General features: G+C 39.1%; 16 protein-coding genes. 5 read left to right on the forward strand and 11 right to left on the reverse strand.

What is annotated here, in order from left to right; genetic code table 11:
• Window positions 1-158: 158 nt before the first annotated feature.
• The 3 genes from BUA53_RS00225 to BUA53_RS00235 form a co-directional block, all read right to left on the reverse strand.
• Entirely contained in the window at window positions 159-962 is an 804-nt protein-coding gene (locus BUA53_RS00225; RefSeq protein WP_072833235.1) for a hypothetical protein, read from the reverse strand.
• A gap of 152 nt (window positions 963-1114) precedes the next feature.
• The gene (locus BUA53_RS00230) at window positions 1115-2497 is read right to left on the reverse strand and encodes an ammonium transporter (protein WP_072833236.1); all 1383 of its coding nucleotides are present in this window, start codon (window positions 2495-2497) and stop codon (window positions 1115-1117) included.
• 29 nt (window positions 2498-2526) lie between these two features.
• Window positions 2527-3591 carry an outer membrane beta-barrel protein gene (locus BUA53_RS00235; protein ID WP_072833237.1) on the reverse strand — a complete coding sequence of 355 codons (1065 nt, stop codon included), beginning with the start codon at window positions 3589-3591 and terminating at the stop codon, window positions 2527-2529.
• A gap of 562 nt (window positions 3592-4153) precedes the next feature.
• Here BUA53_RS00235 and gltB point away from each other — a divergent pair.
• Window positions 4154-8677, forward strand: coding sequence for a glutamate synthase large subunit (gene gltB / locus BUA53_RS00240; RefSeq protein WP_072833238.1), 4524 nt, complete (start codon window positions 4154-4156; stop codon window positions 8675-8677).
• Between the two features lie 84 nt (window positions 8678-8761).
• The gene (locus BUA53_RS00245; RefSeq protein ID WP_072833239.1) at window positions 8762-10243 is read left to right on the forward strand and encodes a glutamate synthase subunit beta; all 1482 of its coding nucleotides are present in this window, start codon (window positions 8762-8764) and stop codon (window positions 10241-10243) included.
• A gap of 45 nt (window positions 10244-10288) precedes the next feature.
• On the opposite strand, the gene BUA53_RS00250 is transcribed toward BUA53_RS00245, so the two are convergent.
• The 5 genes from BUA53_RS00250 to BUA53_RS00270 all read right to left on the reverse strand — a co-directional run bounded on the left by BUA53_RS00250 (window position 10289) and on the right by BUA53_RS00270 (window position 17273).
• The gene (locus BUA53_RS00250; RefSeq protein WP_072833240.1) at window positions 10289-12859 is read right to left on the reverse strand and encodes a phosphoenolpyruvate carboxylase; all 2571 of its coding nucleotides are present in this window, start codon (window positions 12857-12859) and stop codon (window positions 10289-10291) included.
• 88 nt (window positions 12860-12947) lie between these two features.
• Window positions 12948-14063 (reverse strand): 3-isopropylmalate dehydrogenase, encoded by a 1116-nt coding sequence (gene leuB / locus BUA53_RS00255; protein ID WP_072833241.1) that lies wholly within the window; start codon window positions 14061-14063, stop codon window positions 12948-12950.
• Between the two features lie 12 nt (window positions 14064-14075).
• Entirely contained in the window at window positions 14076-14660 is a 585-nt protein-coding gene (gene leuD, locus BUA53_RS00260) for a 3-isopropylmalate dehydratase small subunit (RefSeq protein WP_072833242.1), read from the reverse strand.
• 28 nt (window positions 14661-14688) lie between these two features.
• Entirely contained in the window at window positions 14689-16095 is a 1407-nt protein-coding gene (gene leuC / locus BUA53_RS00265) for a 3-isopropylmalate dehydratase large subunit (protein ID WP_084079732.1), read from the reverse strand.
• A gap of 5 nt (window positions 16096-16100) precedes the next feature.
• Window positions 16101-17273, reverse strand: coding sequence for a 2-isopropylmalate synthase (locus BUA53_RS00270; protein WP_072833244.1), 1173 nt, complete (start codon window positions 17271-17273; stop codon window positions 16101-16103).
• 175 nt (window positions 17274-17448) lie between these two features.
• Between BUA53_RS00270 and BUA53_RS00275 the strand changes: the two genes are divergently transcribed.
• Both BUA53_RS00275 and BUA53_RS00280 read left to right on the forward strand, forming a co-directional pair.
• A complete protein-coding gene (locus tag BUA53_RS00275; protein WP_072833245.1) occupies window positions 17449-18990 on the forward strand; it encodes a hypothetical protein in 1542 nt (513 codons plus the stop codon).
• A 107-nt stretch (window positions 18991-19097) separates the two neighbouring features.
• Entirely contained in the window at window positions 19098-19550 is a 453-nt protein-coding gene (locus BUA53_RS00280) for an SET domain-containing protein (RefSeq protein ID WP_072833246.1), read from the forward strand.
• 46 nt (window positions 19551-19596) lie between these two features.
• Here BUA53_RS00280 and BUA53_RS00285 read toward each other — a convergent pair whose 3' ends face one another.
• Both BUA53_RS00285 and BUA53_RS00290 read right to left on the reverse strand, forming a co-directional pair.
• A complete protein-coding gene (locus tag BUA53_RS00285) occupies window positions 19597-20700 on the reverse strand; it encodes a glucose 1-dehydrogenase (RefSeq protein ID WP_072833247.1) in 1104 nt (367 codons plus the stop codon).
• Window positions 20697-22526: a glycoside hydrolase family 15 protein gene (locus BUA53_RS00290; protein WP_072833248.1), complete on the reverse strand. Its 1830-nt coding sequence runs from the start codon at window positions 22524-22526 to the stop codon at window positions 20697-20699. Before BUA53_RS00290 ends, BUA53_RS00285 begins: the two co-directional genes overlap by 4 nt.
• Window positions 22527-22937: 411 nt before the next feature.
• Between BUA53_RS00290 and BUA53_RS00295 the strand changes: the two genes are divergently transcribed.
• Window positions 22938-23963: an AI-2E family transporter gene (locus tag BUA53_RS00295; protein ID WP_072833249.1), complete on the forward strand. Its 1026-nt coding sequence runs from the start codon at window positions 22938-22940 to the stop codon at window positions 23961-23963.
• Window positions 23964-24048: 85 nt separating this feature from the next.
• Here the strand turns inward: BUA53_RS00295 and BUA53_RS00300 are convergent, their stop codons facing one another.
• Window positions 24049-24543: a hypothetical protein gene (locus BUA53_RS00300; RefSeq protein WP_072833250.1), complete on the reverse strand. Its 495-nt coding sequence runs from the start codon at window positions 24541-24543 to the stop codon at window positions 24049-24051.
• Window positions 24544-24722: the final 179 nt, after the last annotated feature.

A 24722-nucleotide genomic window follows, 5' to 3' on the forward strand; every position in this document is an offset into this window, starting at 1 on the left:
TAGCTCAGCCTGCTATACAAGGCAATGGCATTTTTGCCCTATTTTTTTATTATGGTTTTTACTTAAAAGCCACATTATTATTAGTGTGATTACGAATCAGGGCACGTAGATATACGAAAGTTGTATAGCAGAATAAATAGAATCTAATAGTAATAGAGTTAGAGCGATCCATTGAGCCGACCCCTTTTAGTGCTGTCATATACAAACCTGACCTTTGCACTTTTCACTTCAGTGGAAGATAGAAACAATTGGTATCGCCGCTCCCCTGCAGTTACTATCAGCAATGCAGTATTAGGAGGAATAGAGCCGAGATTTTCAGCGATCATTTCAACTTCCTGGAATCTATGTTGCAGGTCGATAGTTACTGTTGCAGTTATAGGCTTAGCTGTTAATCTTTGGTGTGTTAGAATCATCTGGCCGTTTACAAGCACCGAAATAGAATCTCCATCTATTTCATTATTATCATAGAAATCCAGCCTGAGTGTACCCGTATCTACCGCAACTTCAGGTATTTCCTTAAATGCAGATTCTTTGATTCGTGATAACACGATAGTGCCGTCTTCACAACTAATGTTGGTTCCTAAAATCACACCTGTCCATCCACCAGAAAGTGTTTCTAATTTGCCTTCACGCCTATAAACAAGCTGGTATTTTTTTATGCATACCCTACACTCCGGCCGGATTTTAAAAGTTGTAACTTCTTCTTCCTGCATCACTATTTTTTTCTCATCAGGGTTATACGACCCCTTAAAGTTCTTTTTTACATAGTTATCAATATCCATATAATGATACGAATCCCCAGTTACTTCTGTTCCTGAATTGGTTATTTGTAATTCGATATTATTTATGGGGAAACAGCCACCGGCCATTGTAAGGGTTCCTTTCCAGAATCCATTTATATTTTGTGCATTGATACATTGTGATAATAATAAAAGAACCAGTATGACAAGGTTGCGTTTCACATAAGGAATTTACTACTATTTCCTGCGGTGGATTCACAAAGTTATGTGAACCCTATTGACGGAACATTCATAAAGCTCTTATAATAAAACAGTAAAGCCAGGAATCCTGGCTTTACTCAATCAATGAAAAAGAATACTTATGACTTCTTATGCTAATTAACAATTTCCTCTTCAACCAACCCTTCTTTTGTAGCTACCAAAAGGGTACCCTGTACATATTTTTCATTATGTTGGGTGGCATCTAGCCCTTCTTCTTCTTCTTTGCCGCTTACCCGGATAGGCACGAAGAAATTGATCAATTTAAAAATGAGAAAAGAAACCGTAAAGCTATAGGTTACTGCTATTGCCATTGCCTTAGCCTGTATAAGGAAAAATGAAAAATTTCCATTGGCCCAACCATTAGCACCTGCAGCATTAACAGCTGTGGTAGCAAAAATTCCAGTCATAAGCATGCCCACCATTCCACCAATACCATGGCAGGGAAAAACGTCCAGGGTATCATCTACATCAGATTTGGATTTGAAATGCACTGCCAGGTTAGAGATTACAGCAGCTACCACACCTATAAAAATACTTTGAGGGATAGCTACAAATCCGGCAGCAGGGGTAATAGCCACCAGGCCAACAACCGCACCTACACAAAAACCTACAACAGAGGGCTTCTTACCTCTCATGATATCGAAGAACATCCATGACAGGCCAGCAGCCGCTGCTGCAGTATTAGTAGTGGAGAAGGCGGAAACTGCAAGCGCATTAGCACCTAATGCAGATCCTGCATTAAAACCGAACCATCCAAACCAAAGAAGACCTGTTCCTATCAATACATAAGGTATATTGGCAGGTACATTTTCCTTTTGTTCAATATGAGATTGTCTTCTTTTTAATACAAGAGCACCTGCAAGTGCAGCACATCCTGCAGAAATATGTACAACAGTTCCCCCTGCAAAATCCAGTGCTCCCATTTTAAACAAAAATCCATTTGGGTGCCAGCTCCAATGGGCTAAGGGTGCATATACCAATAAACTAAAAAGAACAGTAAATAAAACATAGGCAGTAAATCGCATTCTTTCGGCAATGGCACCTACAACTAATCCAGGAGTAATAATAGCAAACATCAATTGAAACATGGAAAATAATGGCTTTGGAATTGTTGTAGCCAGCCCCCATGGCTCACCTGAAGCAACATCCTTATAAAAAAGATGTGTCATGGGGTTACCTATAAATCCACCAATAGAAGTTCCGAAACATAAACTATAACCAACTACGATCCACAAAACACCAACCACCCCTGCAGCTACAATACTCTTCATCATAGTAGAGAGTACATTTTTACGGTTTACCATACCCCCATAAAAAAACGCAAGGCCAGGGGTCATGAGAAAAACAAGAGCAGTGGAAACAAGGATCCATGCTATATCTGCACTATTATATTGCCCTTTATCAAAATTGGGGAGAGAAGGTACAAATACGGCTGCTAATGCTATGCAGGCCAATACAAGAAAAGGAGCGGAAGATTTTAAGTTCAGTTTTTTCATTGATTTAATATTTATAGTGAATAATTCATTTAGAATTGATAAACAGCCGCTAATAAAATATTGGATGCGGTTTTGGAAGGGTTGCTGTTTTTATTGGTGAACAGGTATTTACTTGCCTTATCTATTCGGAGCTCGGGAATGAAAATAAAATTGTCGACTTTGAAATTTGCAGATAGCGTACTCGCTATTACTGTACCACCAACGGGGGATGAACTGTATACTTTTAAACCATCTTTATCACTGAAGTATTCCTCCCTGAGTGTTAGACCGAAATGAGAAGAAGCATCAAAATTCAGGTATAATGCAGAGCCCCACCAGTTCTTATTCTTATCATATGCCTTATTCCCCAGGTAAATACTGGTATTGTTATAAGTTCCATTGAAAGCAAGGTTGAAATGATCTGAAAGCTTACTGGTAAAAACTACATCATATTGTTTTGTTTTTGTAGTATCTATATTCTCACTGTTTACATAGTTAAAATAGGCTTTGAAAACATCAGATGGGGCAAAGCTATACTGAGCTATGAATGCTTTTTTATTGATGAATCCATCAGGTACATATTTGTAATCCGTAGGATTGGCCAGGCCTATCATTAATCCATGAGGACCATAATTCGCTTCACCTTTTACCCCTGTATGTGAAAACGGTCCATTGGTAAACATATAGGACATACTATAGTTACGGTTCAAATAGGCATCAAGAACTTCATATCCTACATGTGTTGACCAACTACCTGCAGTAAACTTCAACCAACTTGCAGGAGAATAACTAATATATAATTGCTTAATGGCGGCTGATATACCATCATCAGTATAGGAAAACTCTTTTGCTCTTTTTCCAAAGCCAAGGTCAGTTACCAATTCCACCTTAGGTGTTTTATAATCGAATTTTACACTGGCCATGCCTGGTTCGAAAGTGTTGTGTGAATTGGTGAAAGAAGTAAGGTTGTTGGATTTTGATTTTCCAAAATCGTATTTATAATAAACATCGGCAGACCCTGAAATAATAAGCGAAGGTTTGGTTAAGGAATCTTGTGCAAATGCCATATTTAAGGCTGATACGGCAATGCCTGAAGAGATAATTTTTCTTAACATTGTGATGGTATTTAAGTTAAAAAAGAAGGTATTGCCTGCCCTAAGCTTGTTCCAGAAGCTTAAATAGTTGCAAGCAATACCTTTTGTTTATTTGTTCTTTCTGCTTTCTCCGCGGAAATCACAGAATTAGATTTTTCTGTAAAACTTTTACAAACCGTAAATCTTTCTATTACCAGCCCAATTTATCCCAGCTTTTACATCATTTACTTTTCTAAAAGTAGTTAACCTATACATTTATTTCAAATATTTTTTATGATAATGTGTGTTTCATGTTTAAAATTCTACCTATTAAAACAAATAATCTGATTAATTACATGGTTTAAAGTTAAATCGCAATACTTTATTCAAATATTTGGGCATAAATAATATATATTATTCAATTTAATATTAAAGAAGCCAAAGGTCTTATTACTACTTCCAGTACATTCCTTTATGCTTTAGAAACCGTAATTCTTGAAAATAATGGAGTGGAAAAGGGATTTTACTCTGTGCTGAATTAGTATATTCGTAAGGTTCGCTTGCTATCAATTATTCAACAGTTAACGCCTTAAAGTAATTAGATATGGTAAGCAACACAGGTCTTTATTCTCCCTCCTTTGAACACGATTCCTGCGGAATAGGTTTTGTTGCCAATATAAAAAGTTCCAAATCTCACCAGATTGTTTCAGATGCATTAACCATTCTCGAAAACATGGAGCACAGGGGTGCTTGTGGATGTGAGAATAATACCGGTGATGGTGCCGGAATAATGATACAGGTACCTCATGAATTCTTTTTTGATGAGTGTAGTAAACTGGGAGTTCACCTACCCGCCTTTGGAAAATATGGTATAGGCGTTTTATTTTTTCCTAAGGATATCCGGCTGAAAGAAGAATGCAGGGATATCTTCAATCGCTGTGCTGAAAAGTTGTCATTGGAAGTATTAGTATACAGAAAAGTTCCGGTTGATGCAGATACTATAGGCTTTACTGCACTGAGCGTGGAGCCGGAGATGGAACATGTAATTGTTACTTGTCCAGACCACATAACCAATCCGGAAGATTTTGAACGTAAACTGTTTTTGTTACGCAATTATGCTTCACATACTATAAATAATACAGTAAAACGTGATGCAGTTGGATTTTACATAGCGTCACTTTCCTATAAAACAATTGTATATAAAGGCCAGCTAACCAGCAAACAGGTAAGAGAATATTTTCCTGACCTAAGGAATAAAAGAATGGTATCAGCATTTGGACTGGTACACTCACGCTTTGCTACCAATACGTTTCCTTCCTGGAAGTTGGCTCAACCATTTCGGTTTATTGCGCATAATGGTGAAATCAATACACTACAGGGTAATTTAAACTGGCTTAAGACAAGTGAAAGAAATTTCACTTCGCCCTACTTCACAAAAGAAGAGATGGACATGCTTTTGCCAATCATTACTGAAGGGCAGTCTGATTCAGCCTGCCTTGATAATATGATAGAGCTCCTGACACTTTGCGGCAGATCTCTTCCTCATGTAATGATGATGCTTATACCTGAAGCCTGGGATGATAATGATCTTATGGATCCTTTGAAAAAAGCCTTTTATGAATTTCATGCCTCATTTATGGAACCCTGGGATGGACCGGCTTCCATCTCATTCACCAATGGAAAGATAATAGGTGCTACCCTGGATAGAAATGGCCTAAGGCCTTCCCGCTATTGCGTTACCAAAGACGACAGGGTTATAATGGCGTCGGAAACTGGTGTACTTCCTGTTGATCCTTCTATGATCCTTGAAAAGGGAAGACTACAGCCAGGTAAAATGTTTGTGGTGGACCTGGAACAGGGAAGAATTATAAGTGATGAAGAATTAAAACAAACCATTTGTTCACAGAAACCATATGGTGACTGGTTAAATAAATATAAGATCAGGCTGGAAGAACTTCCCGAACCCCGTGTACAATTTACAGATCTGCATCATGAACAGGTTTTTAAATACCAGAAAGCTTTTGGATATTCTGCAGAGGACCTTGATACAATCATAACTCCCATGGCGCTTGATGGTAAAGAACCACTAGGATCAATGGGTTCTGATGTTCCCCTGGCTATCTTAAGTGATCAGCCCCAACACCTGAGCAGCTATTTTAAACAGTTGTTTGCACAGGTCACCAACCCTCCTATTGATCCCATAAGAGAGAGAATGGTGATGTCGCTGGCAACTTTTGTTGGTAACAATGGTAATTTATTAAACGAAGATCCCCTGTCCTGCCATAGTGTGGCTTTAAAACAGCCCGTACTTTCCAACCATGAAATGGAGACACTGCGGAGTATAGATACGGGTATTTTCCAGGCTAAGACTTTGCAATCCTATTTCCGCGCAGATGGCAGAAATGGTTCATTAAAAAGAGGGCTTGACCGTTTATGCCGTTATGCTACAGATGCAGTTGAGGATGGGTTTGAAGTATTGATCATTTCTGACCGGGCCATTGATTCAGAACACGCACCTATTCCTTCGTTATTAGCTACTGCGGCTGTTCACCATCACCTTATCAGAAAAGGACTTCGTGGCCAGGTTGGGCTGGTTATTGAAGCAGGAGATGTCTGGGAGGTTCATCACTTTGCGTGCCTGATCGGTTTTGGAGCTACTGCTATTAATCCATACCTGGCATTATCTACTATTAATGATCTTAATGAATCTAAAAAGCTGGGGCATGTTCATGATGTAAAGCAGTTGACAAAAAATTACATCAAGGCTGTCAATGATGGATTGTTGAAAGTGTTTTCAAAAATGGGCATCTCGACGCTTCAGTCCTACCAGGGTGCGCAAATCTTTGAGATCATAGGGCTGAACAGATCTGTAGTGGATCAATACTTCACAGGCGCCACTTCAAGGATTGAAGGAATGGGCATTGATGAAATAGCTAAAGAAGCATTGGCCAAACACCATTTTGCATTTACTAAAAAAACACAACCCATAGAGCGCTTACCCATAGGTGGTATCTATGAATGGAAACGAAAAGGTGAGTTTCATTTATTTAATCCTCAAACCATTCATTTGTTGCAGTATGCTACCAAAATGAATGATTATACAACTTTTAAAAAATATTCTAAGCTTGTTAATGACCAGTCCCAACGGGCCTGTACGTTGAGAAGCCTGTTCCAGTTTAAAAGGAACCGCCAGGCTATTTCCATTGAAGAAGTAGAACCTGCAGAAAACATATATAAGAGGTTTGCTACCGGCGCTATGAGCTTTGGGTCGATCTCTCATGAAGCCCATTCCACGCTTGCCATAGCAATGAATCGTATTGGCGCAAAAAGCAATACTGGTGAAGGTGGGGAAGATGAACTCAGGTATGAGCCTTTGCCTAATGGCGATTCGATGAGATCAGCCATCAAGCAAGTGGCGTCTGCCCGTTTTGGTGTAACGAGTTATTATCTTTCCATGGCAGATGAGTTGCAGATCAAAATGGCCCAGGGAGCAAAACCTGGAGAGGGAGGACAATTACCCGGCCACAAAGTAGATGAATGGATAGGAAAGGTTCGGCATTCAACTCCGGGTGTTGGTTTGATTTCTCCACCCCCACATCATGACATTTATTCTATTGAAGATCTTGCCCAGTTAATCTTTGATTTAAAAAATGCTAACCGTGAAGCAAGGATCAGTGTGAAGCTGGTTTCAAAAGCTGGAGTAGGCACTATTGCTGCGGGTGTAGCCAAAGCCAAGGCGGATGTTATTTTGATAGCTGGACATGATGGAGGCACAGGGGCTTCACCTATCAGCTCCATCAAACATGCAGGCTTACCCTGGGAAATGGGTCTTGCAGAAACACATCAGACCCTGGTAAAAAATAAATTAAGAAGCAGGGTCGTAGTGCAATCAGACGGCCAGTTAAGAACAGGAAGAGATATTGCCATCGCCACTTTGTTGGGGGCGGAAGAATGGGGAATAGCAACTGCTGCCCTTATCGTGGAAGGCTGTATCATGATGCGTAAATGCCATTTAAATACCTGCCCTGTAGGTATAGCTACACAAGATGCAGAATTAAGAAAACGTTTTAATGGTGATGCCGATCATGTAGTTAACTTTTTCAGGTTTATAACCGAGGAATTAAGAGAGATAATGGCAGAACTAGGATTCCGTACCATTAATGAAATGGTGGGTCAGGTAGACAGTCTTGAAGCACGTCCGGATATTAAGCATTGGAAATATAGCAAACTTGACCTTTCACCTATTCTCTATAAAGAACCGCTTTCGTTATATACAGGTTTGTATAAGCAGGAAGAACAAGACCATGGATTAGAGAATATTCTTGATTGGAAATTAATTGAAGCTGCAAAACCTGCCCTGGAAAACAATGAAACTATTTCGGCTGCATTTAAAATACTAAATACAGATCGCACAGCCGGAACATTATTATCTAATGAGATTTCAAAAAAGTTCAAGTCTGCAGGGCTGCCTGATGATACCATTCATTTCAAATTTACTGGCACTGCAGGCCAAAGCTTTGGAGCTTTTGGGGCTAATGGCCTTACCCTTGAATTGGAAGGTGATGCAAACGACTATTTCGGAAAGGGACTTTCAGGAGCAAGGCTAGTAGTATATCCGCCAACTCAATCAACCTTTTCTCCGGAAGAAAATATTATTATCGGCAATGTTGCATTTTACGGCGCCACATCAGGCAATGCATATATAAGAGGAAAAGCAGGAGAGCGTTTTTGCGTACGCAATTCAGGTGTTAATGCTGTGGTGGAAAGTATAGGCGATCATGGCTGCGAATATATGACCGGGGGAAGGGTAGTTATTTTAGGTGAAACAGGTAGAAATTTTGCTGCTGGTATGAGTGGAGGTATTGCCTATGTGTACAATACAAAAGCGAATTTCGACATAATGTGCAATAAAGAAATGGTTGACCTTGACCTGGTAGAAGAAGCTGACATAGATGAAATAAAAAAAATGATTATGGATCACTACAGGTTTACCGGAAGTACGGTTGCCAAATTTATCCTCGATGATTTTGACAACCAGCTTAAGAATTTCATCAAAGTTTTTCCTAAAGATTACAAAAAAGTTCTGCAAGCTGACCTACGAAGAGAGCTTCAGAAAAACATCGCTTAAGGACGCTTGCTTTTGCTGCTATTTGAAGCTAACGATTGCTGCTATATTGATTCGTGTATTACTGTAAAATAAAAACATTATTTCATGGGCAAAACAACAGGGTTTTTAGAATTTACACGTGAACTTCCGGATAAAAGACCGGTACAGGAAAGAATTCATGACTATAATGAATTTGTTCAGCGGTACAGTGAGCAAAAGCTCCATGAACAATCTGCCAGGTGCATGAATTGTGGTGTTCCATTTTGCCATAATGGTTGCCCGTTGGGAAATTTCATTCCTGAATTTAATGATGCAGTATATAGGGGCCAGTGGGAAGAAGCATATGAACTGCTGAGTTTTACAAATAATTTCCCTGAATTCACGGGACGCATCTGCCCTGCCCCATGCGAAAGCTCTTGCGTACTGGGCATCAATCAGCCGGCCATAACTATTGAAGAAATAGAAAAGCATATTATTGAAATAGCTTTTGAAAAAGGCTTGGTAAAGCCTAACAAACCAACTTTCCAGACAGGCAAAAAAGTGGCAGTCATCGGTTCAGGACCTGCAGGTCTTGCGGCAGCTGCTCAACTAAATTATGCTGGTCATTCTGTCACGGTTTTTGAAAGAGATGAAAAACCGGGTGGTTTGTTAAGATATGGAATACCGGATTTTAAATTAGAGAAATGGGTAATAGAAAGACGCATATCAATTTTAGAACAAGAAGGGATCGTTTTTAAATGCAATGCTAATGTTGGAGTGAACATTCGCATCAATGATATTTTAAGAGAATACCAGGCTGTTGTTCTCGCCGGGGGATCCACTATACCGAGAAATCTTGACATTCCAGGCAGGGATCTTAAAGGAGTGCACTTTGCCATGGATTTTTTGAAACAGCAGAACAAACGGGTAAGCCAGCATGCAGTTGAAGGAGAGGACATACTCGCAGCGGGCAAAAACGTAATAGTAATTGGTGGAGGAGATACAGGTAGTGATTGTATTGGAACTTCCAACAGGCAAGGCGCTGCATCAGTCACTCAATTTGAATTACTTCCCAAACCTGCATCAGAAAGAACTCCGTTCATGCCATGGCCTACTTATCCAATGATTTTAAAAGTGACCTCTTCGCATGAAGAAGGTGCTGACAGGCATTGGGCTATAGCTACCAAGGAATTCATTGGTGATGATAAGGGTAATCTCAAAGGTTTGAAAGTGGTAAACCTGGAATGGAAATTAACTGCTGACGGGAAAACAGCCGGCTTTAGTGAAATCCCAGGTTCAGAAAAAGAGCTGCCTTGTGAATTGGCCCTATTGGCAATGGGTTTTATTCATCCGCAACACCAGGGATTGATCAATGAGTTGGCTGTAGAACTAGATGAAAGAGGCAATGTTAAAGCTTCAGAAACATCCTACCAAACCAATATTTCCAAGATATTTTCCGCAGGTGATATGAGAAGAGGTCAATCACTGGTGGTATGGGCCATCAGTGAAGGAAGGGAATGCGCCCGCAAAGTAGATGAGTTTCTTATGGGTGCTTCCTCCCTGGAATCAAAAGATCAAAGTTACCTCTCACGGCAGGTACAATTTTAATATTATTGTGCTCTGTCTTTAGTATAGAACAGAGCACAATATTAATTATACTGAATTTCTTCCCGCATTAATAATACCAAAGGAACTTCTGACTACCAGGTGCTCTAATATTTCTTTTTCTTCAGCATTCATATGCTGCACTTCTCTCATCCTTGTTAAGGCATATTGCTGAATGGTAGTCAATGGGAGCACTATCTTTTCCCGCATTTGTATGGAAAGCTGCTCAACTGGATAATTACTCATTAACTCATTTTGTCCTGATAATTTTAGAAGATACCTGTTTGTACGTTCAAACTCTTCGTATATAATATTCCAGATCTCTCCATATTGAGGATGTTCAGACAAATAAGCAGTGAGAGGAAAGAAATTTTTTTTCATTGCCATCTCACAGTTATCAATGAGTGTTTTAACATAAGGTGAAAGCAAGTAAATCTTTCTTACCTCCTCAAACTTACCGGCTTTATCCATTTTTTCCAGTGCTGTACCTAAGCCATAAAAACCAGGTACATTTTGCTTTAATTGACTCCAGGCACCTACGAAAGGAATGGCCCTAAGATCAGTAAGCGAAAGTTTGTAGGATTTACCTCTCTTCGAGGGGCGGCTACTTATGTTTGTTTCACTATAAAAGTTTAAAGGACTGACTTGAGATAGATAATCAAGGAAATAGGGATGTTCCTTTAGCTGTTTATAGCTCTCAAAACTATAGTTAGCTACTTCTTCGATGACCTTTTCCTGCTCAGGAGTTAAATTCTTTTGGGATTCAGCAAAAACATCATTGGATATACCGGCATTAAGCAACTGCTCAATATTAAATTGGGCAGAATCAACAGTTCCAAAGTTAGAACTAACTGTTTGCCCCTGTATGGTCAATTGAATTTCCCTTGATGAAATCCTTTTTCCCATGGATGCATAAAACTTATGAGTTTTTCCTCCGCCCCGCGCTGGAGGGCCACCCCTGCCATCAAAGAATATTACATTGATACCATATTCTTTAGAAACAGCTGTAAGTTCTTCCTTTGCCTTATAAATACCCCAGTTGGCCATCAGGTAACCCCCATCTTTAGTACCATCAGAAAACCCAACCATTATTGTTTGAATATTATTACGTTGCTGTAAATGTGCATTGTAGGTTGTATTCCTATATAATGAACGCATTACATTAGAAGCATTTTTCAGATCATCGACTGTTTCAAACAAAGGCACAATATCTATAGGTAAATTATTCTTATCCCAACCAGCAATCAAAAACAACCCAAATACCTCCATTACATTTAACGCGCTATCGCAATGGCTGATAATATAACGATCACAACCTTCTGGTCCATTGAATTGTTGTATGGTCCTGATCGCATCTATAGAAAGTAAGGTATCTTTTACTATATCTTCAAACAATTCAATATTTACAGGAGCTGCGATGTTTGTAAGTACATTGATCTTTTCCTCATTTCCAAGCTGGGCGTAATTTGAAGGTAGTACGTCAGATTTTTCAGCAATAGTTTCCAACACCTGGTTGTGCACGGAACTATCCTGCCTTATATCCAATGAAGCAAAATGCAAACCGAAAACCTGCACTTTATTAATAAAATTATCCAACAAGTGCAGGAATAACCCATTGTGTTGGTGAACGATGATTTCCCTGATCTCAAAAAGAGATTGTAGTATCTCTGACCTTGTAAGGTTTGTTCGTTCGCCGGGTATAAAAATGTTGCGGTATAATATAGATTCCAGGTCAGCTAGTATAACATCTACGCCTTTAAAAGTTAACCTGCGTTTTAGTCTTCTGACATCCAGGTAATAACATTTTATAATACTGGAACGTAAGGCTTCGGCAACACGTAAAGTAATGTCTGTGGTAACATATGGATTTCCATCTCGGTCTCCTCCCGGCCAGAAGCCCATTTTAATAATAGGATTGCTATTAAGATCAACATCTACAAAATGGTCTTTCAAATAATAGATGATTCGGCCCACAGCATTATAGAAAACATTTTCAAGATACCATACCAGGCTTATAGCTTCATCATATGGTGTCGGCTTATGTTTTTTAAATAATGGTGTTTTTCCCAATTGCTGCAGGTACATATTAATAAGCCCTGCATTGTTATCTTTTAAAGCTTTAGCCAGGTCATTAATAATAGCCAAAACTGGCCCGGGATAAAACTGTGTAGGATGTGCTGTGAGAACAACTGATACTGCAAAATCTTTAAGTGTCTTCAGCAGTTCCTTCTGCTTGCCTTGCTGGATCACCTCTGTTTCTAGCTGTTTAAGTGTTCCTATTCCTACCACATCATGGGTTTCTTTAAATGCTGCATCTTCAAGTGCATCAAATAGGACTACCTGTCTTTCAGCATATTGAACAAAACGAAAAAGCAAGTCAGTTTTTTCCTGCTGGGTTTTTACAGTTGTAAACCTTTCAAAGAAATCTTCAACAATAAAGCTTGGGCTTTGTTTCTTCTTAAACTGCTCCTCGGCATGGTTTAAAAAAAGTGACAATAATATCCCGGTTTTTTCAATCCTGTGAAAAGGAAGAGAAGTAAACAGGCTATTGTATAACTGAAATTTTATACCGACATGATTCCTAAAATTTTCTAAAGCCCGGGCTGAAAGATGGTCCATATTAATAAATTTAAACAAAAAACAATAGCAAGCTTCCCGTTTAAATATAATGGTGCTTTGATGAGCCGGTTGTAAGCAACTTAATAAACTAAATAAGAGTGGATTTTCTTAGTTCAATATTTAATAAATTGACATCTGAGGGAATCTTCTCGGTCACATAATCACAGATAAGGTCACCAATGGTTGAGGTAAAATAATAATTTACAGGATCAATATCCTTAGTCACGAATTTCGAATTCAGTGTCCAGTCTACTGCTGCCCGCACTAGGTTAGCCTCTTCATACAATTTAAAATGATCAAGCATCATGGCTGCAGATAAGATGGAGCCAACAGGATTAGCAATATCTTTCCCTGCAGCCTTGGGATAGGATCCATGAATAGGTTCAAATAAGGCTGAAGAAACACCAATGGAAGCGGAAGGAAGCAATCCCAGTGAGCCGCTGATTACACTTGCCTCATCACTTATAATATCTCCAAACATATTTTCCGTAAGGATCACATCAAATTGCCCGGGATTTAGAATAATCTGCATGGCTGCATTATCTACAAAAAGATAATCAACAGTAACATCTGTATATTCTTTCGAAATCTCCTGCACGACCTTTCTCCATAGTCTTGAGGTTTCAAGTACATTGGCTTTATCTACAAGAGTCAGTTTCTTCTTTCTTTGTTGAGCTGATTGAAAAGCCAGGTGTGCTATCCGCTCTATTTCAGTTTTAGTATAACTGCAAAGATCAGAAGCTTCAGTATAATCTGCATTAACCTCTTTTTTGCCGAAATAAATTCCACCGGTAAGTTCCCTATAAATAATGAAATCCACACCTTGCAGTTGCTGGCTTTTTAAAGGGGATAAATGCTCAAGTGATGAATAAGTATTAACAGGGCGAATATTGGCAAATAATTGCAGTGTTTTTCTTAATTGAAGCAAGCCCTGCTCAGGGCGAACTTTTGCTGTCGGATCGTTATCATACTTTGGATGACCAATAGCTCCAAATAAAACAGCATCGCTATCAAGGCAGGTGGTAATTGTTTCTTCAGGCAAAGCACTACCCGTCTTATCTATAGCATCTGCGCCCATCAGGCCATAATTATATATGAATCGATGTCCAAATTGTTTAGCAATGCAATTCAAAACTTTAATAGACTGCTGGGTAACTTCTGGTCCTATACCATCTCCTAAAATAACTGCGATCTTCTTTTCCATAACCTACTTTCTTTAATACTGTTGTTGTTCATATTGTTCGATATCTTCCTTTATGCTCAAAAGAAAATCTATATCATCATATCCATTAAGCAGGCAGGTTTTTTTATAATTATTGATCTGGAAAACCTCCTTTTGTCCTGTATTGTCGATTGTTATTGATTGATCTTCCAGGTTAACTGTCAATGATGCATCCGGATGTTGCTTAAATAGCTCCTGGAGAAATGATTCACTTACCTGTACTGGAAGAACCCCGTTATTTAATGCATTATTCTTAAAGATGTCTGCAAAAAAACTACTAACAACCACAGTGAATCCATAATCATGGATAGCCCAGGCAGCGTGTTCCCTTGAGGACCCACAACCAAAATTTTTACCTGCTACCAATATTTTACCTTGATAAACGCGTTGATTAAGTACAAATTCCTTTACCGGTCTCGATTCTTCGCCATTTTCATAACGCCAGTCACGAAAAAGATTCTTTCCAAACCCCTCCTTAGTAGTAGCTTTTAAAAACCGCGCTGGAATGATTTGGTCCGTATCAATATTCTCCATTGCAAGAGGAACAAATGTGCTATGTATGATCTTTATCGGTTCCATATTAAAAAGCTTTATTTTATGGAGTCATTTATTGCTCCATCAATTCACGAACGTCCGAAACTACCCCCGTTATGGCTGCAGCGGCAGCGGTTAAAGGGCTAGCCAATAAAGTTCGTGCACCTGCGCCCTGTCGTCCTTCAAAGTTCCTGTTGCTGGTAGATATACAATATTCTCCAGATGGTATTTTATCCTCATTCATACCCAGGCAGGCACTGCAGCCAGCCTGGCGAACTTCGAAACCAGCTTCTTCAAAAATGCGATTCAGACCTTCTTCTTTTGCCTGGGCAGCCACCTGTTGTGATCCGGGAACTATCATGACCTTAACATTTTCACTTTTCTTCCGTCCTTTAACAACACTGGCAACTAGGCGAAGATCTTCAATACGTGAATTGGTGCAACTGCCTATAAATACATTTTGGACCGGCATTCCTTTAAGCGGTTTACCTGCCTGAAGTCCCATATATTCCAGCGCTTTGATAATATTTTTTCTTTCACCTTCTTCCGTAATAGATTCAATCGAGGGTATCAATGCATTTATGGCAATTCCAAGCCCTGGATTAGTGCCATATGTGATCATTGGTTCAATATTTTCTGCATTGATAGCGATTTCTTTATCGAATTGAGCATCTTCATCGCTAAACAACTGTTTCCATTGACTTGTTTTCCGTTCCCATTCTTCTCCACTTGGGGCAAAATGCCTTCCCTTTATATAATTGAAGGTTGTTTCATCAGGAGCAATCATACCTCCCCTGGCTCCCATTTCTATACTCATATTGCATATGGTCATACGTGACTCCATCGACAGAGATCTTATGGCAGAACCAGCAAATTCAATAAAATAACCTGTGCCACCACTGGCAGAGATCTTAGATATGATATACAGGATAATATCCTTTGACACAACACCTTTATTCAGGGAACCTTCTATATTAATGCGCATTAATTTAGGCCTGTTCTGCAATAAGCATTGAGAAGCAAAGACCATTTCCACTTCACTTGTTCCTATACCAAAGGCTATAGAACCAAAAGCGCCATGTGTGGAAGTATGGCTATCTCCACAAACTATAGTCATACCCGGCTGAGTGATGCCCAGTTCAGGACCGATTACATGAACTATTCCCTGGAAGGGATGCCCCAGTCCATATAGCTCAACGCCAAAGTTCTTACAGTTTTCAATCAACTGGTCAACCTGCAACCTGGATAAACGGTCTTTTATAGGCAGGTGTTGATCTTTGGTAGGTACATTATGGTCCGCCGTAGCAATAGTCCTATCAGGACGAAACAATGCCAGGCCTCGCTTTGCAAGCCCAGCAAATGCCTGTGGGCTCGTTACTTCATGGATAAAATGCTTATCAATATATAATACATCAGGGCCATCTTCTATGGTACGCACCACATGCTTATCCCAGATCTTTTCAAACAGTGTTTTTCCCATAATTATTAAGCTACTCTTTGTATTTCAGGTTGGTATTCCCTGGCCAACTGCGCCAGGTCTTCTTCCATAACCTCTTTTTTTGAATCCGCCAGTTTTAAAAAGGCCAGATACAATATATCAATATCATCGCGTGTATATTGAAACCCTAATTTGTGAAACCTATGTGCAAGGGCACTACGTCCACTTCTTGCTGTTAATACGATCTTGCTTTCTTCAGCTCCTACTTCTTCCGGATTAATAATCTCGTAAGTTTGAGCATCTTTAAGAAACCCATCCTGGTGAATACCTGACGAATGTGAGAATGCATTGGCTCCAACAATGGCTTTATTGGGCTGAACAGGCATTCGCATTGTTTCTGACACTTTCCTGCTTAAAGGGTTTAATTGTTTGGAATTTATGTCAGTGTAAAGGTCAAGGTCCTTATGCTGCTTCAGTATCATGACAACTTCCTCCAGCGAAGTATTACCAGCTCTTTCACCAAGTCCATTGATCGTACATTCTATTTGCCTTGCACCGCTTATGACCCCGGAAATAGAATTGGCGGTAGCCAACCCAAGATCATTATGACAATGACAGGATATAACAGCCCTATCAATATTACTAACATGGTTGACAAGGTAGGATATCTTTTCACCATATTGCTGCGGAAGACAATAGCCTGTCGTATCGGGAATATTAACCGTAGTGGCGCCCGCGGCTATAACTGCTTCTATTACCCTTGCCAAATATTCATTATCAGTTCTGCCTGCATCTTCTGCGTAAAATTCCACATCATCTGTGAAATTACGCGCCCATTTTACACATTGTACTGCCCTATTCAAAATGTCTTCCCTTGTGGAATTGAACTTGCTTTTTATATGATAGTCTGAAGTACCTATTCCTGTATGTATTCTCCCCCTTCTGGCATACTTCAAAGCCTGGGCGGCCACCTCGATATCCTTTTGCACCGCACGGCTAAGGCCACAAATAACAGCATCCTTAATAGTCCTGGATATTTGCGTAACAGATTCAAAGTCGCCAGGACTTGATATAGGGAATCCGGCCTCTATTATATCAACTCCTAGGCTTTCAAGTTCAAGGGCGAGCTCTACTTTTTCACTAGTATTCAACTTGCAGCCAGGTACTTGTTCCCCATCACGAAGTGTGGTATCGAATATGTAAATTTTTTGTGAAGGCATACAAAAATGTTGTATGTATTTTTGAATAAAAGAAATCTATTGTATTATAACCCCGAAAATAGACGGTATAATGCCTTTTTAGGCTATCATCTTTTAAGGGTTTTCCGGCTTCAACACAGTCCGATTATAAGCCGAAACACTTAACTGCATTGAATTTGATAAAATTTCTGATACGATGCCCAATCAACAAAACGACTCACTGTTTACACTGATCCAATCCCTTACCAAAACGGAAAAACGCTATTTTTCATTGTATATAGCTCAACAGCACTCCGAGAACATTAGTAAATACATGAAGCTGTTTACCGTCATGGAAAAGATGAATTCCTATGATGAAAAGCAGATATTAAAAAAAGAACCTTCCATTAAGCCCTCCCAGTTATCCAATTTAAAAGCACATTTATACAAGGAATTACTTACGGCATTAAGACTATGTCATAGCGGAAAATTTGGTGAGATCCAGATAAGGGAACAAATAGACTTTGCCCGCATATTGTATAACAGGGGCCTCGTAACGCAAAGCCTTAAGATCCTTGAGAAAGCTAAACAGGTTGCCAAGACAAACAGTCATTTTATTTTGACCCTGGAAATATTGCAGTTTGAGAAGAATATTGAAGCCAGGCATATAACAAGAAGTATTAAAGGGCGGGCCGAAGAGCTGGAAAAAGAAACAGAATATATCATTAAACAGGTGGACGAAGTGGCCCAACTTTCGTCCCTGGCCTTGCGTATGTATGGACTATACCTTGAAAAAGGCCATATTAAAAATGAAAAGGAAAGTAAGGCTCTTGAGAAGTTTTTCAAAACCAGGCTCCAGGATATTCAATATGACCAGGTAAGTTTTTTTGGAAAGGCATATCTCCATCAGTCTTATTGCTGGTATTATTACATCCAACTTGATTTTCCTTCTTATTTCGCACATGCACAAAAATGGGTCAACCTTTTCATCCATCATCCGAAGGTTAAAGAAGAAGACCCCTTACTCTATGTCAAAGCATTGCATAATTTATTAAATGCTCTATTCATTATTGGAAAACAAGACAGGTTGAAACAGGAAATCGAAAGACTGGAAGAAGTGTACCAGGAGGCAGGACAACATCAAAACCTGGAAATCCAAACATTTATTTACCTGTATACAGCAAAGATCAATTTTCATTTTCTGACAGGCACTTTTACAAAAGGACTGAAGATTATTCCAGAGATAGAAAAAGGATTAAAGGAGTACCAGCGCTATATTGACACCCATCGTATCATGATCTTTCATTTCAAGATAGCCTGCCTCTATTTTGGTGCTGGTGATAATGAGAATTGTATTTTATATCTCAATAAAATTATAAACCTGAAGGTGGGTCATTTACGTACAGACATCCAATGTTTTGCCCGCCTCCTTCATTTAATTGCTCATTATGAATTGGGCAATACGGATATCCTGGAACACCTTATAAAGTCGGTTTACCGGTTCCTTTCTAAAATGGATAGTCTTGATGAAGTACAATTACAAATACTCCGTTTTCTGCGCAGGTCATTAACCTCCCGCCCAAAAGATCTTATTCAAAGCTTTATGGAATTAAAAGAGAAACTGGAAAAGATATCAGAAAGCAAATACGCAAGGCGGTCCTATCAATACCTTGACATTGTTTCCTGGTTGGAAAGTAAAATAAAACGTAAACCGGTGGAGTATATCGTTCAAAGCAGGCATCATACCCATTCTGCCTGATCAACCATACATCGCCAGTAAAATTATTAGTGCTGCAAAAAATTCTATGCAGGCATCAACCTATTGCTCCTTATCTTCACGGCCTTTAAAATATACTTACTTGTTGCATGGCATTACTTGAAAAACAATTGGAAGTTAAAGAATCCACCATACCTAATTCCGGCAAGGGTTTATTTACCACGGCATTTATTCCAAAGGGAACAAGGATTGTTGAATACAAAGGGAGAATCACTACCTGGAAAGAAGTAAAAAATGACAGCGGCAATGGGTACATCTATACCATCAATAACAACCATGTGATAGATGCCCAAAAAACATTAAAAGCGCTTGCCCGTTATGCCAATGATGCCCGCGGACTTATAAGAATAAAAGGCGTAACAAATAATTGCACTTATGTTAATGATGGACTCAAAGCCTATATCGAATCTATAAAGGATATCCCTGCAGGTGCGGAGATATTTGTTGATTATGGTAAAGAATATTGGGATGTTGTCAGGGAAAACCTGAAAAGAGATAAACAAAAGAATTCCAAAGCAAGTGCCAAATCAAAAAGAGCATGATTATACAGGATTTTCCAGCAAAGCATTGCATCGAACCCTGAATGCGCTATTTCCACTCAACCACTACCTTAATTTCTTCGGGTGTAGGGTGTTTTAATGCCCTGGAAAAATCTTTATACGGCACTCTGTCTGTTATAACCGATTTTATCACTGAAGGCCATCTTTCCAGGCTCCCCTGCAAATCTGCCACTGCCATTTGGTAGTGATGAAGGCTTGCATTTACACTTCCAAGTAAAACCTGGTTTTTCAAAACCAATTGCTTCATAAGGCTATCTGCGGACAAATTTAAAGGCCTGTTACCACCAGGTATCCCGGTAGCCACATAAATACCATTTACAGCCAGGGCATCGATCAATTGCAATTGTAAATCGGCAATTCCTGTAGCTTCAAAAATAAAATCTGCTTCACCATAGGTTGTATCAATATCTGACACCTGGATCTTTCTTCCATCAAGGTATTTCCCTCCTATCTGTTTTAGTAATTGAGACCGCAGGGAATCTTCATCAACTATATCCAGTCCAATCACTTCAGCTCCACGCAGCCGCAATGCAAAAGCAGCCATTAATCCTATTGGGCCAAGGCCTGCAATAAGCGCTTTTTTCCCTTCCAGCCAATTTTTGTTATTTGTAAAAGAACCAAGTCTTGCTTGCTGTATTTGCATGGATTCATCAATAGCCTTTGAAGCAACTGACATAGGTTCTGTTAAAACACCTATTTCTTTCATGCCCTCAGGCACCTTTACAAGGTATTGTTCCTCGTCCACAACATATTCTGACTGGAAGCCATTGGCAGCTTTAATACCCCTTTCAGTATAATTACCTGTATAACACATATCACTTCTTCCATTCCTGCAGGCATCGCATTCACCACATCCCCTTCTTACCATAAAAACACCATAATCCCCTTTTTGTACTTTTGTCACTGCATTTCCTGTTTCAGTAACCTGGCCAAACATCTCATGACCAATCACTAATTGTTTTTGACCTTCTGGTGCGTCGGCCCTTCCCCCTGATACTTCTTCCCGGTCTGTACCACATATTCCTACTTCCCATACTTTTAATTTGACCTGGTTGGGAGAACTAATGACTGGTTCTTGAACTTCAATTAATGAAACTTCAGTTGTTCCCGGAATTAATGCAATGGCTTTCATAAATTAAGGTTTAGGCTTTTATTCCTGCTGTCGTTTAATTGCTGGTTTAAGTTGTAAGCTGCACTGATCAATCCCAGGTGTGTAAAAGCCTGTGGGAAATTACCCAGGTGCTCACCTTCAAAACCTAATTGCTCTGAATATAAACCCAGGTGGTTGGCGTACCCTAACATCTTCTCAAAGTAAAACCGCGCCTTTTCCAATTGTCCGGATCTTGACAGGCATTCCACATACCAGAATGAACACATAGAGAAAGTTCCCTCATGGCTGATTAGGCCATCAGGTGCCGCTACTTCTGGTCTATACCTGTATACAAGTGAATCTGATACCAATTCCTCTTCAATTCTTTTTAATGTAGATAGCCAGCGTGGGTCTTTGGGACTAATAAACCTTGCCAATGGCATAAGTAAAGAGGAAGCGTCAACTGTTGTTGCACCTGGATATTGCATGAACGCTTTATATTCATCACTCCAAAAATCTGTATAAATACTATTATAAATTTTGTCCCTTTGCACCTTCCAGTGTCCATTAATAGGAAACGATCGTTGCCGTGCAATTTTTATCGCCCGGTCAAGTGCTACCCAACAATACATACGAGAATACAAAAAATTCTTTTTACCACCCCTCACTTCCCAAATGCCTTCATCGGGCTGGTTCCAGTTTTCACTCAACCAATCCATCTGCTCACTCAGGTCTTTCCAAAAATCATAGGAAATAGGTTCTCCATATTTGTTATACAGGTAAACAGAGTCCATCAATTCGCCATAGATGTCCAGTTGTAATTGACTATATGCATTATTACCTATGCGAACAGGCGATGACTTTTTGTATCCTTCAAGATTGTCCAATATTTTTTCTTCCAATTGACGGTCCCCATCAATACTATACATAATTCCCAGCCTGTTTTTCCCTTTAATATCCCGGCACAATTTTTCCACCCAATTCATAAAAGCTCCAGCCTCTTTAGTATATCCCAATCGTAGCAATGCATAAACAGTAAAGGACGCATCCCTTATCCAAGTGAACCTGTAATCCCAGTTGCGCTTAAAACCGATACTCTCTGGTAAGCTAAAAGTTGGTGCTGCAACGATGGAACCATAACGAAACGAAGTCAACAGTTTTAAGACTAGTGCAGAACGGTTTACTATTTCCATCCACCTTCCTTTATAGTTAGACTGCGCAATCCAGTTCTTCCAATAATTCATTGTCCGGAATAAGCTTTCTGTAACAAATTCCTTGAAGTTTCGTTCATTACCTGGCTGTTTATCAATGTGTTCTAATAAAAAGTCTGCTGTTTCATTAGGCTTTAAAGTAAATTCAGCAATAACATGATCATTTATTATTTGAAGCGGCACGGTACTTAATAAACGTAACTCCGTTTTATCCTCTCCCTGGCTGGTAAATATTACCTCCATATCTGAACGCTTATCTATGGTATGCAAACTTCTGGCATAATTAAACCTTGGCTCGCAATGCATTTTATACTTTACGTTCCCACGTATGGTTGTTACCCGTCTTATCAATTCTTTCCCACTGTACAATTCTTCAACAGGCATAAAATCCGTGATCTCTCCAACACCATCCTTTGACAAAAACCTGGTTAACAATACATTTGTATCCGGAACATACAATTGCTTTGTCTTCATTTCATCGAAGGCCGGAGTAATCAAAAATCGTCCACCTTTGTCTGCATCAAGCAGTGCAGCAAATATTGATGGAGAATCAAAATTGGGGAAACACATAAAATCTATTGAACCACTAAGGCTTACCAACGCGATAGTATTTAAATCCCCAACAATCCCATAATTTTCAATAGGCTGATACCTCATACATGTTTTTATACAATAGGCATTCCAGCCTTTCCTATAAAATATTTATAATCCCCTAATTCTAATTCAATTATAATATCAATTGACTTTTTAGAATAAACTAAAATCTAATTAAAGGAAACTTTTGATAACTCATCAGTTGAAAATATTACTGTGACTGATATACGAAAGAATAGCCCGGTATCGGATACAAGTTTAAATTTCTTATTAAAGTGATCCAATTCTCACTTTATCACCATTCCTATTTGGACAAGTGGCCATCCTGTTATTATCTGGCAATATAGTTGAACCGTGCTTATAAAGCATCGCTTTTACTCAGGTAAATCTTTTGGAATTTGAAGTTTTTAATTATTTACACTGCCGCTTTCTAACCATACTTCGGGGACTATCATAACAAATATTCAATATTTAATGGAAAAAGATAACGCATATAATCTAAAGGATTTCACGAAAAAGGCATGGATCGCTGGAGGTATACTTGCATTTATCCTCATACTATTATTATTATTTAAAGCTACTTTCAATGTACTATTGTTAATACTGGCTGGTACCCTTATTGCCGTTTTCTTTAGAGGTTTCTCCGGATTGATTAAACGCAAAACAAAATGGAAAACGGGCACTTCATTGATCATTTCAGTGACAATATCCCTTTTATTTCTAATCCTAATATTTTGGTTGATGGGATCCAAATTGGCAACACAAGTAACACAATTCAATGAATCATTTCCTACAACAATAGAGAACGCCAAACAACAATTGAATAAAACCGAAATTGGTAAACAGGTAGTGCAAAAATTATCATCAGAAAAAACCCATAAAAAACTAACATCGGTTGCCCAAACATTCTTTAAAACAAGTTTCGGAGTGTTGGGTGATATATATGTGATCTTATTCATTGGGCTCTTCTTTACTGTTTCTCCTGGTGTTTATAAGAAAGGATTGGTAAAACTTGTACCTGCAGCAGGAAAACATACAGCAGAAGATATACTCGAAAAAATGGCAGGCAACCTGGAGAAATGGTTAAAGGGAAAATTATTTGCAATGCTTGTTGTCTTTGTGCTTACAGCCACTGGTTTACTTATCATTGGGGTACCTATGTGGCTGGTCCTTGCGCTTATTGCAGGCATACTTAATTTCATTCCCAATTTTGGCCCCCTGATAGCTCTTATACCTGCTGTACTGGTAGCCTTATTACAGGGACCATCAACAGCAGCATGGGTGGCGGGCTTATATATATTTGTTCAAATAGCTGAAAGCAATTTCATTACACCAATGGTTCAGCAAAAATTGATCAACATTCCCCCTGCCCTAATCATCATTGCGCAATTGATGATAGCCCCACTCTCGGGTGGGTGGGGCCTGGTAGTTGCCACTCCGTTAATGATCCTCATCATAGTGCTTGTTCAGGAATTGTATATTAAAAAACAGCAGGCCTGAATTATTGCAATCATGAATTGAGACCTAATTAAAAACTTTTGAATAGCAAAGCGTATTCAAAAGTTTTAATTAAATGAGTAAACTTTTAACCAGCCTTATTATAATTTTCAACTTCATCCAATTGCCCTTCTTCTACCCGCACAATTATCCATTTCTTCAATCCCTCCAGGTTCACCACCCATAGATCCCTGTTATCCATCTTTACATTCACAGCTCTTGTAATATTGTAGTCCGGGTATGCTGACATTACCTGTGTTTTTATCTCTTCCGGAAGATTGTTTTCCTTCCCAAATCGAATATGGTAAACCATTCTTCCATTCTTTTTGAATAGGGCATTGTTTTTCATATCTCCTGTAATAAAAGTTACCAGGTAATTTTTATTCATGCGGTACCATTGAGGATCCATAGCATCCTTAAACCTTTTTTCAAAAGCATCCGTAACAGCTTTATTGACATTAGATTTGGCATAAATAACAATAGGCTCCATCATCTTCATGGTATCTTCCTGGGCAAACGTTGTATGGAAAAAGCCAGTCAAAACCAATGCAAGACTTATGGGAGCAAAAAGACTTTTTTTCATATAATTATTTTTTAGTTCAAGAAAAGTACAATGTGAAGTTTCCAATAAATAAAGAATCATTACAATGACCATTGTCAAAAACAACGGTGATGCCTGTCAGTGAGACCAGGGTTTACAAATAATTATCTCTGCTATAAACCAGTTTAAAATAATTTGACTTTGGCCAGGCATATACCTGA

This window comes from Flavisolibacter ginsengisoli DSM 18119 (assembly GCF_900129295.1).
Lineage (GTDB): Bacteria > Bacteroidota > Bacteroidia > Chitinophagales > Chitinophagaceae > Flavisolibacter > Flavisolibacter ginsengisoli.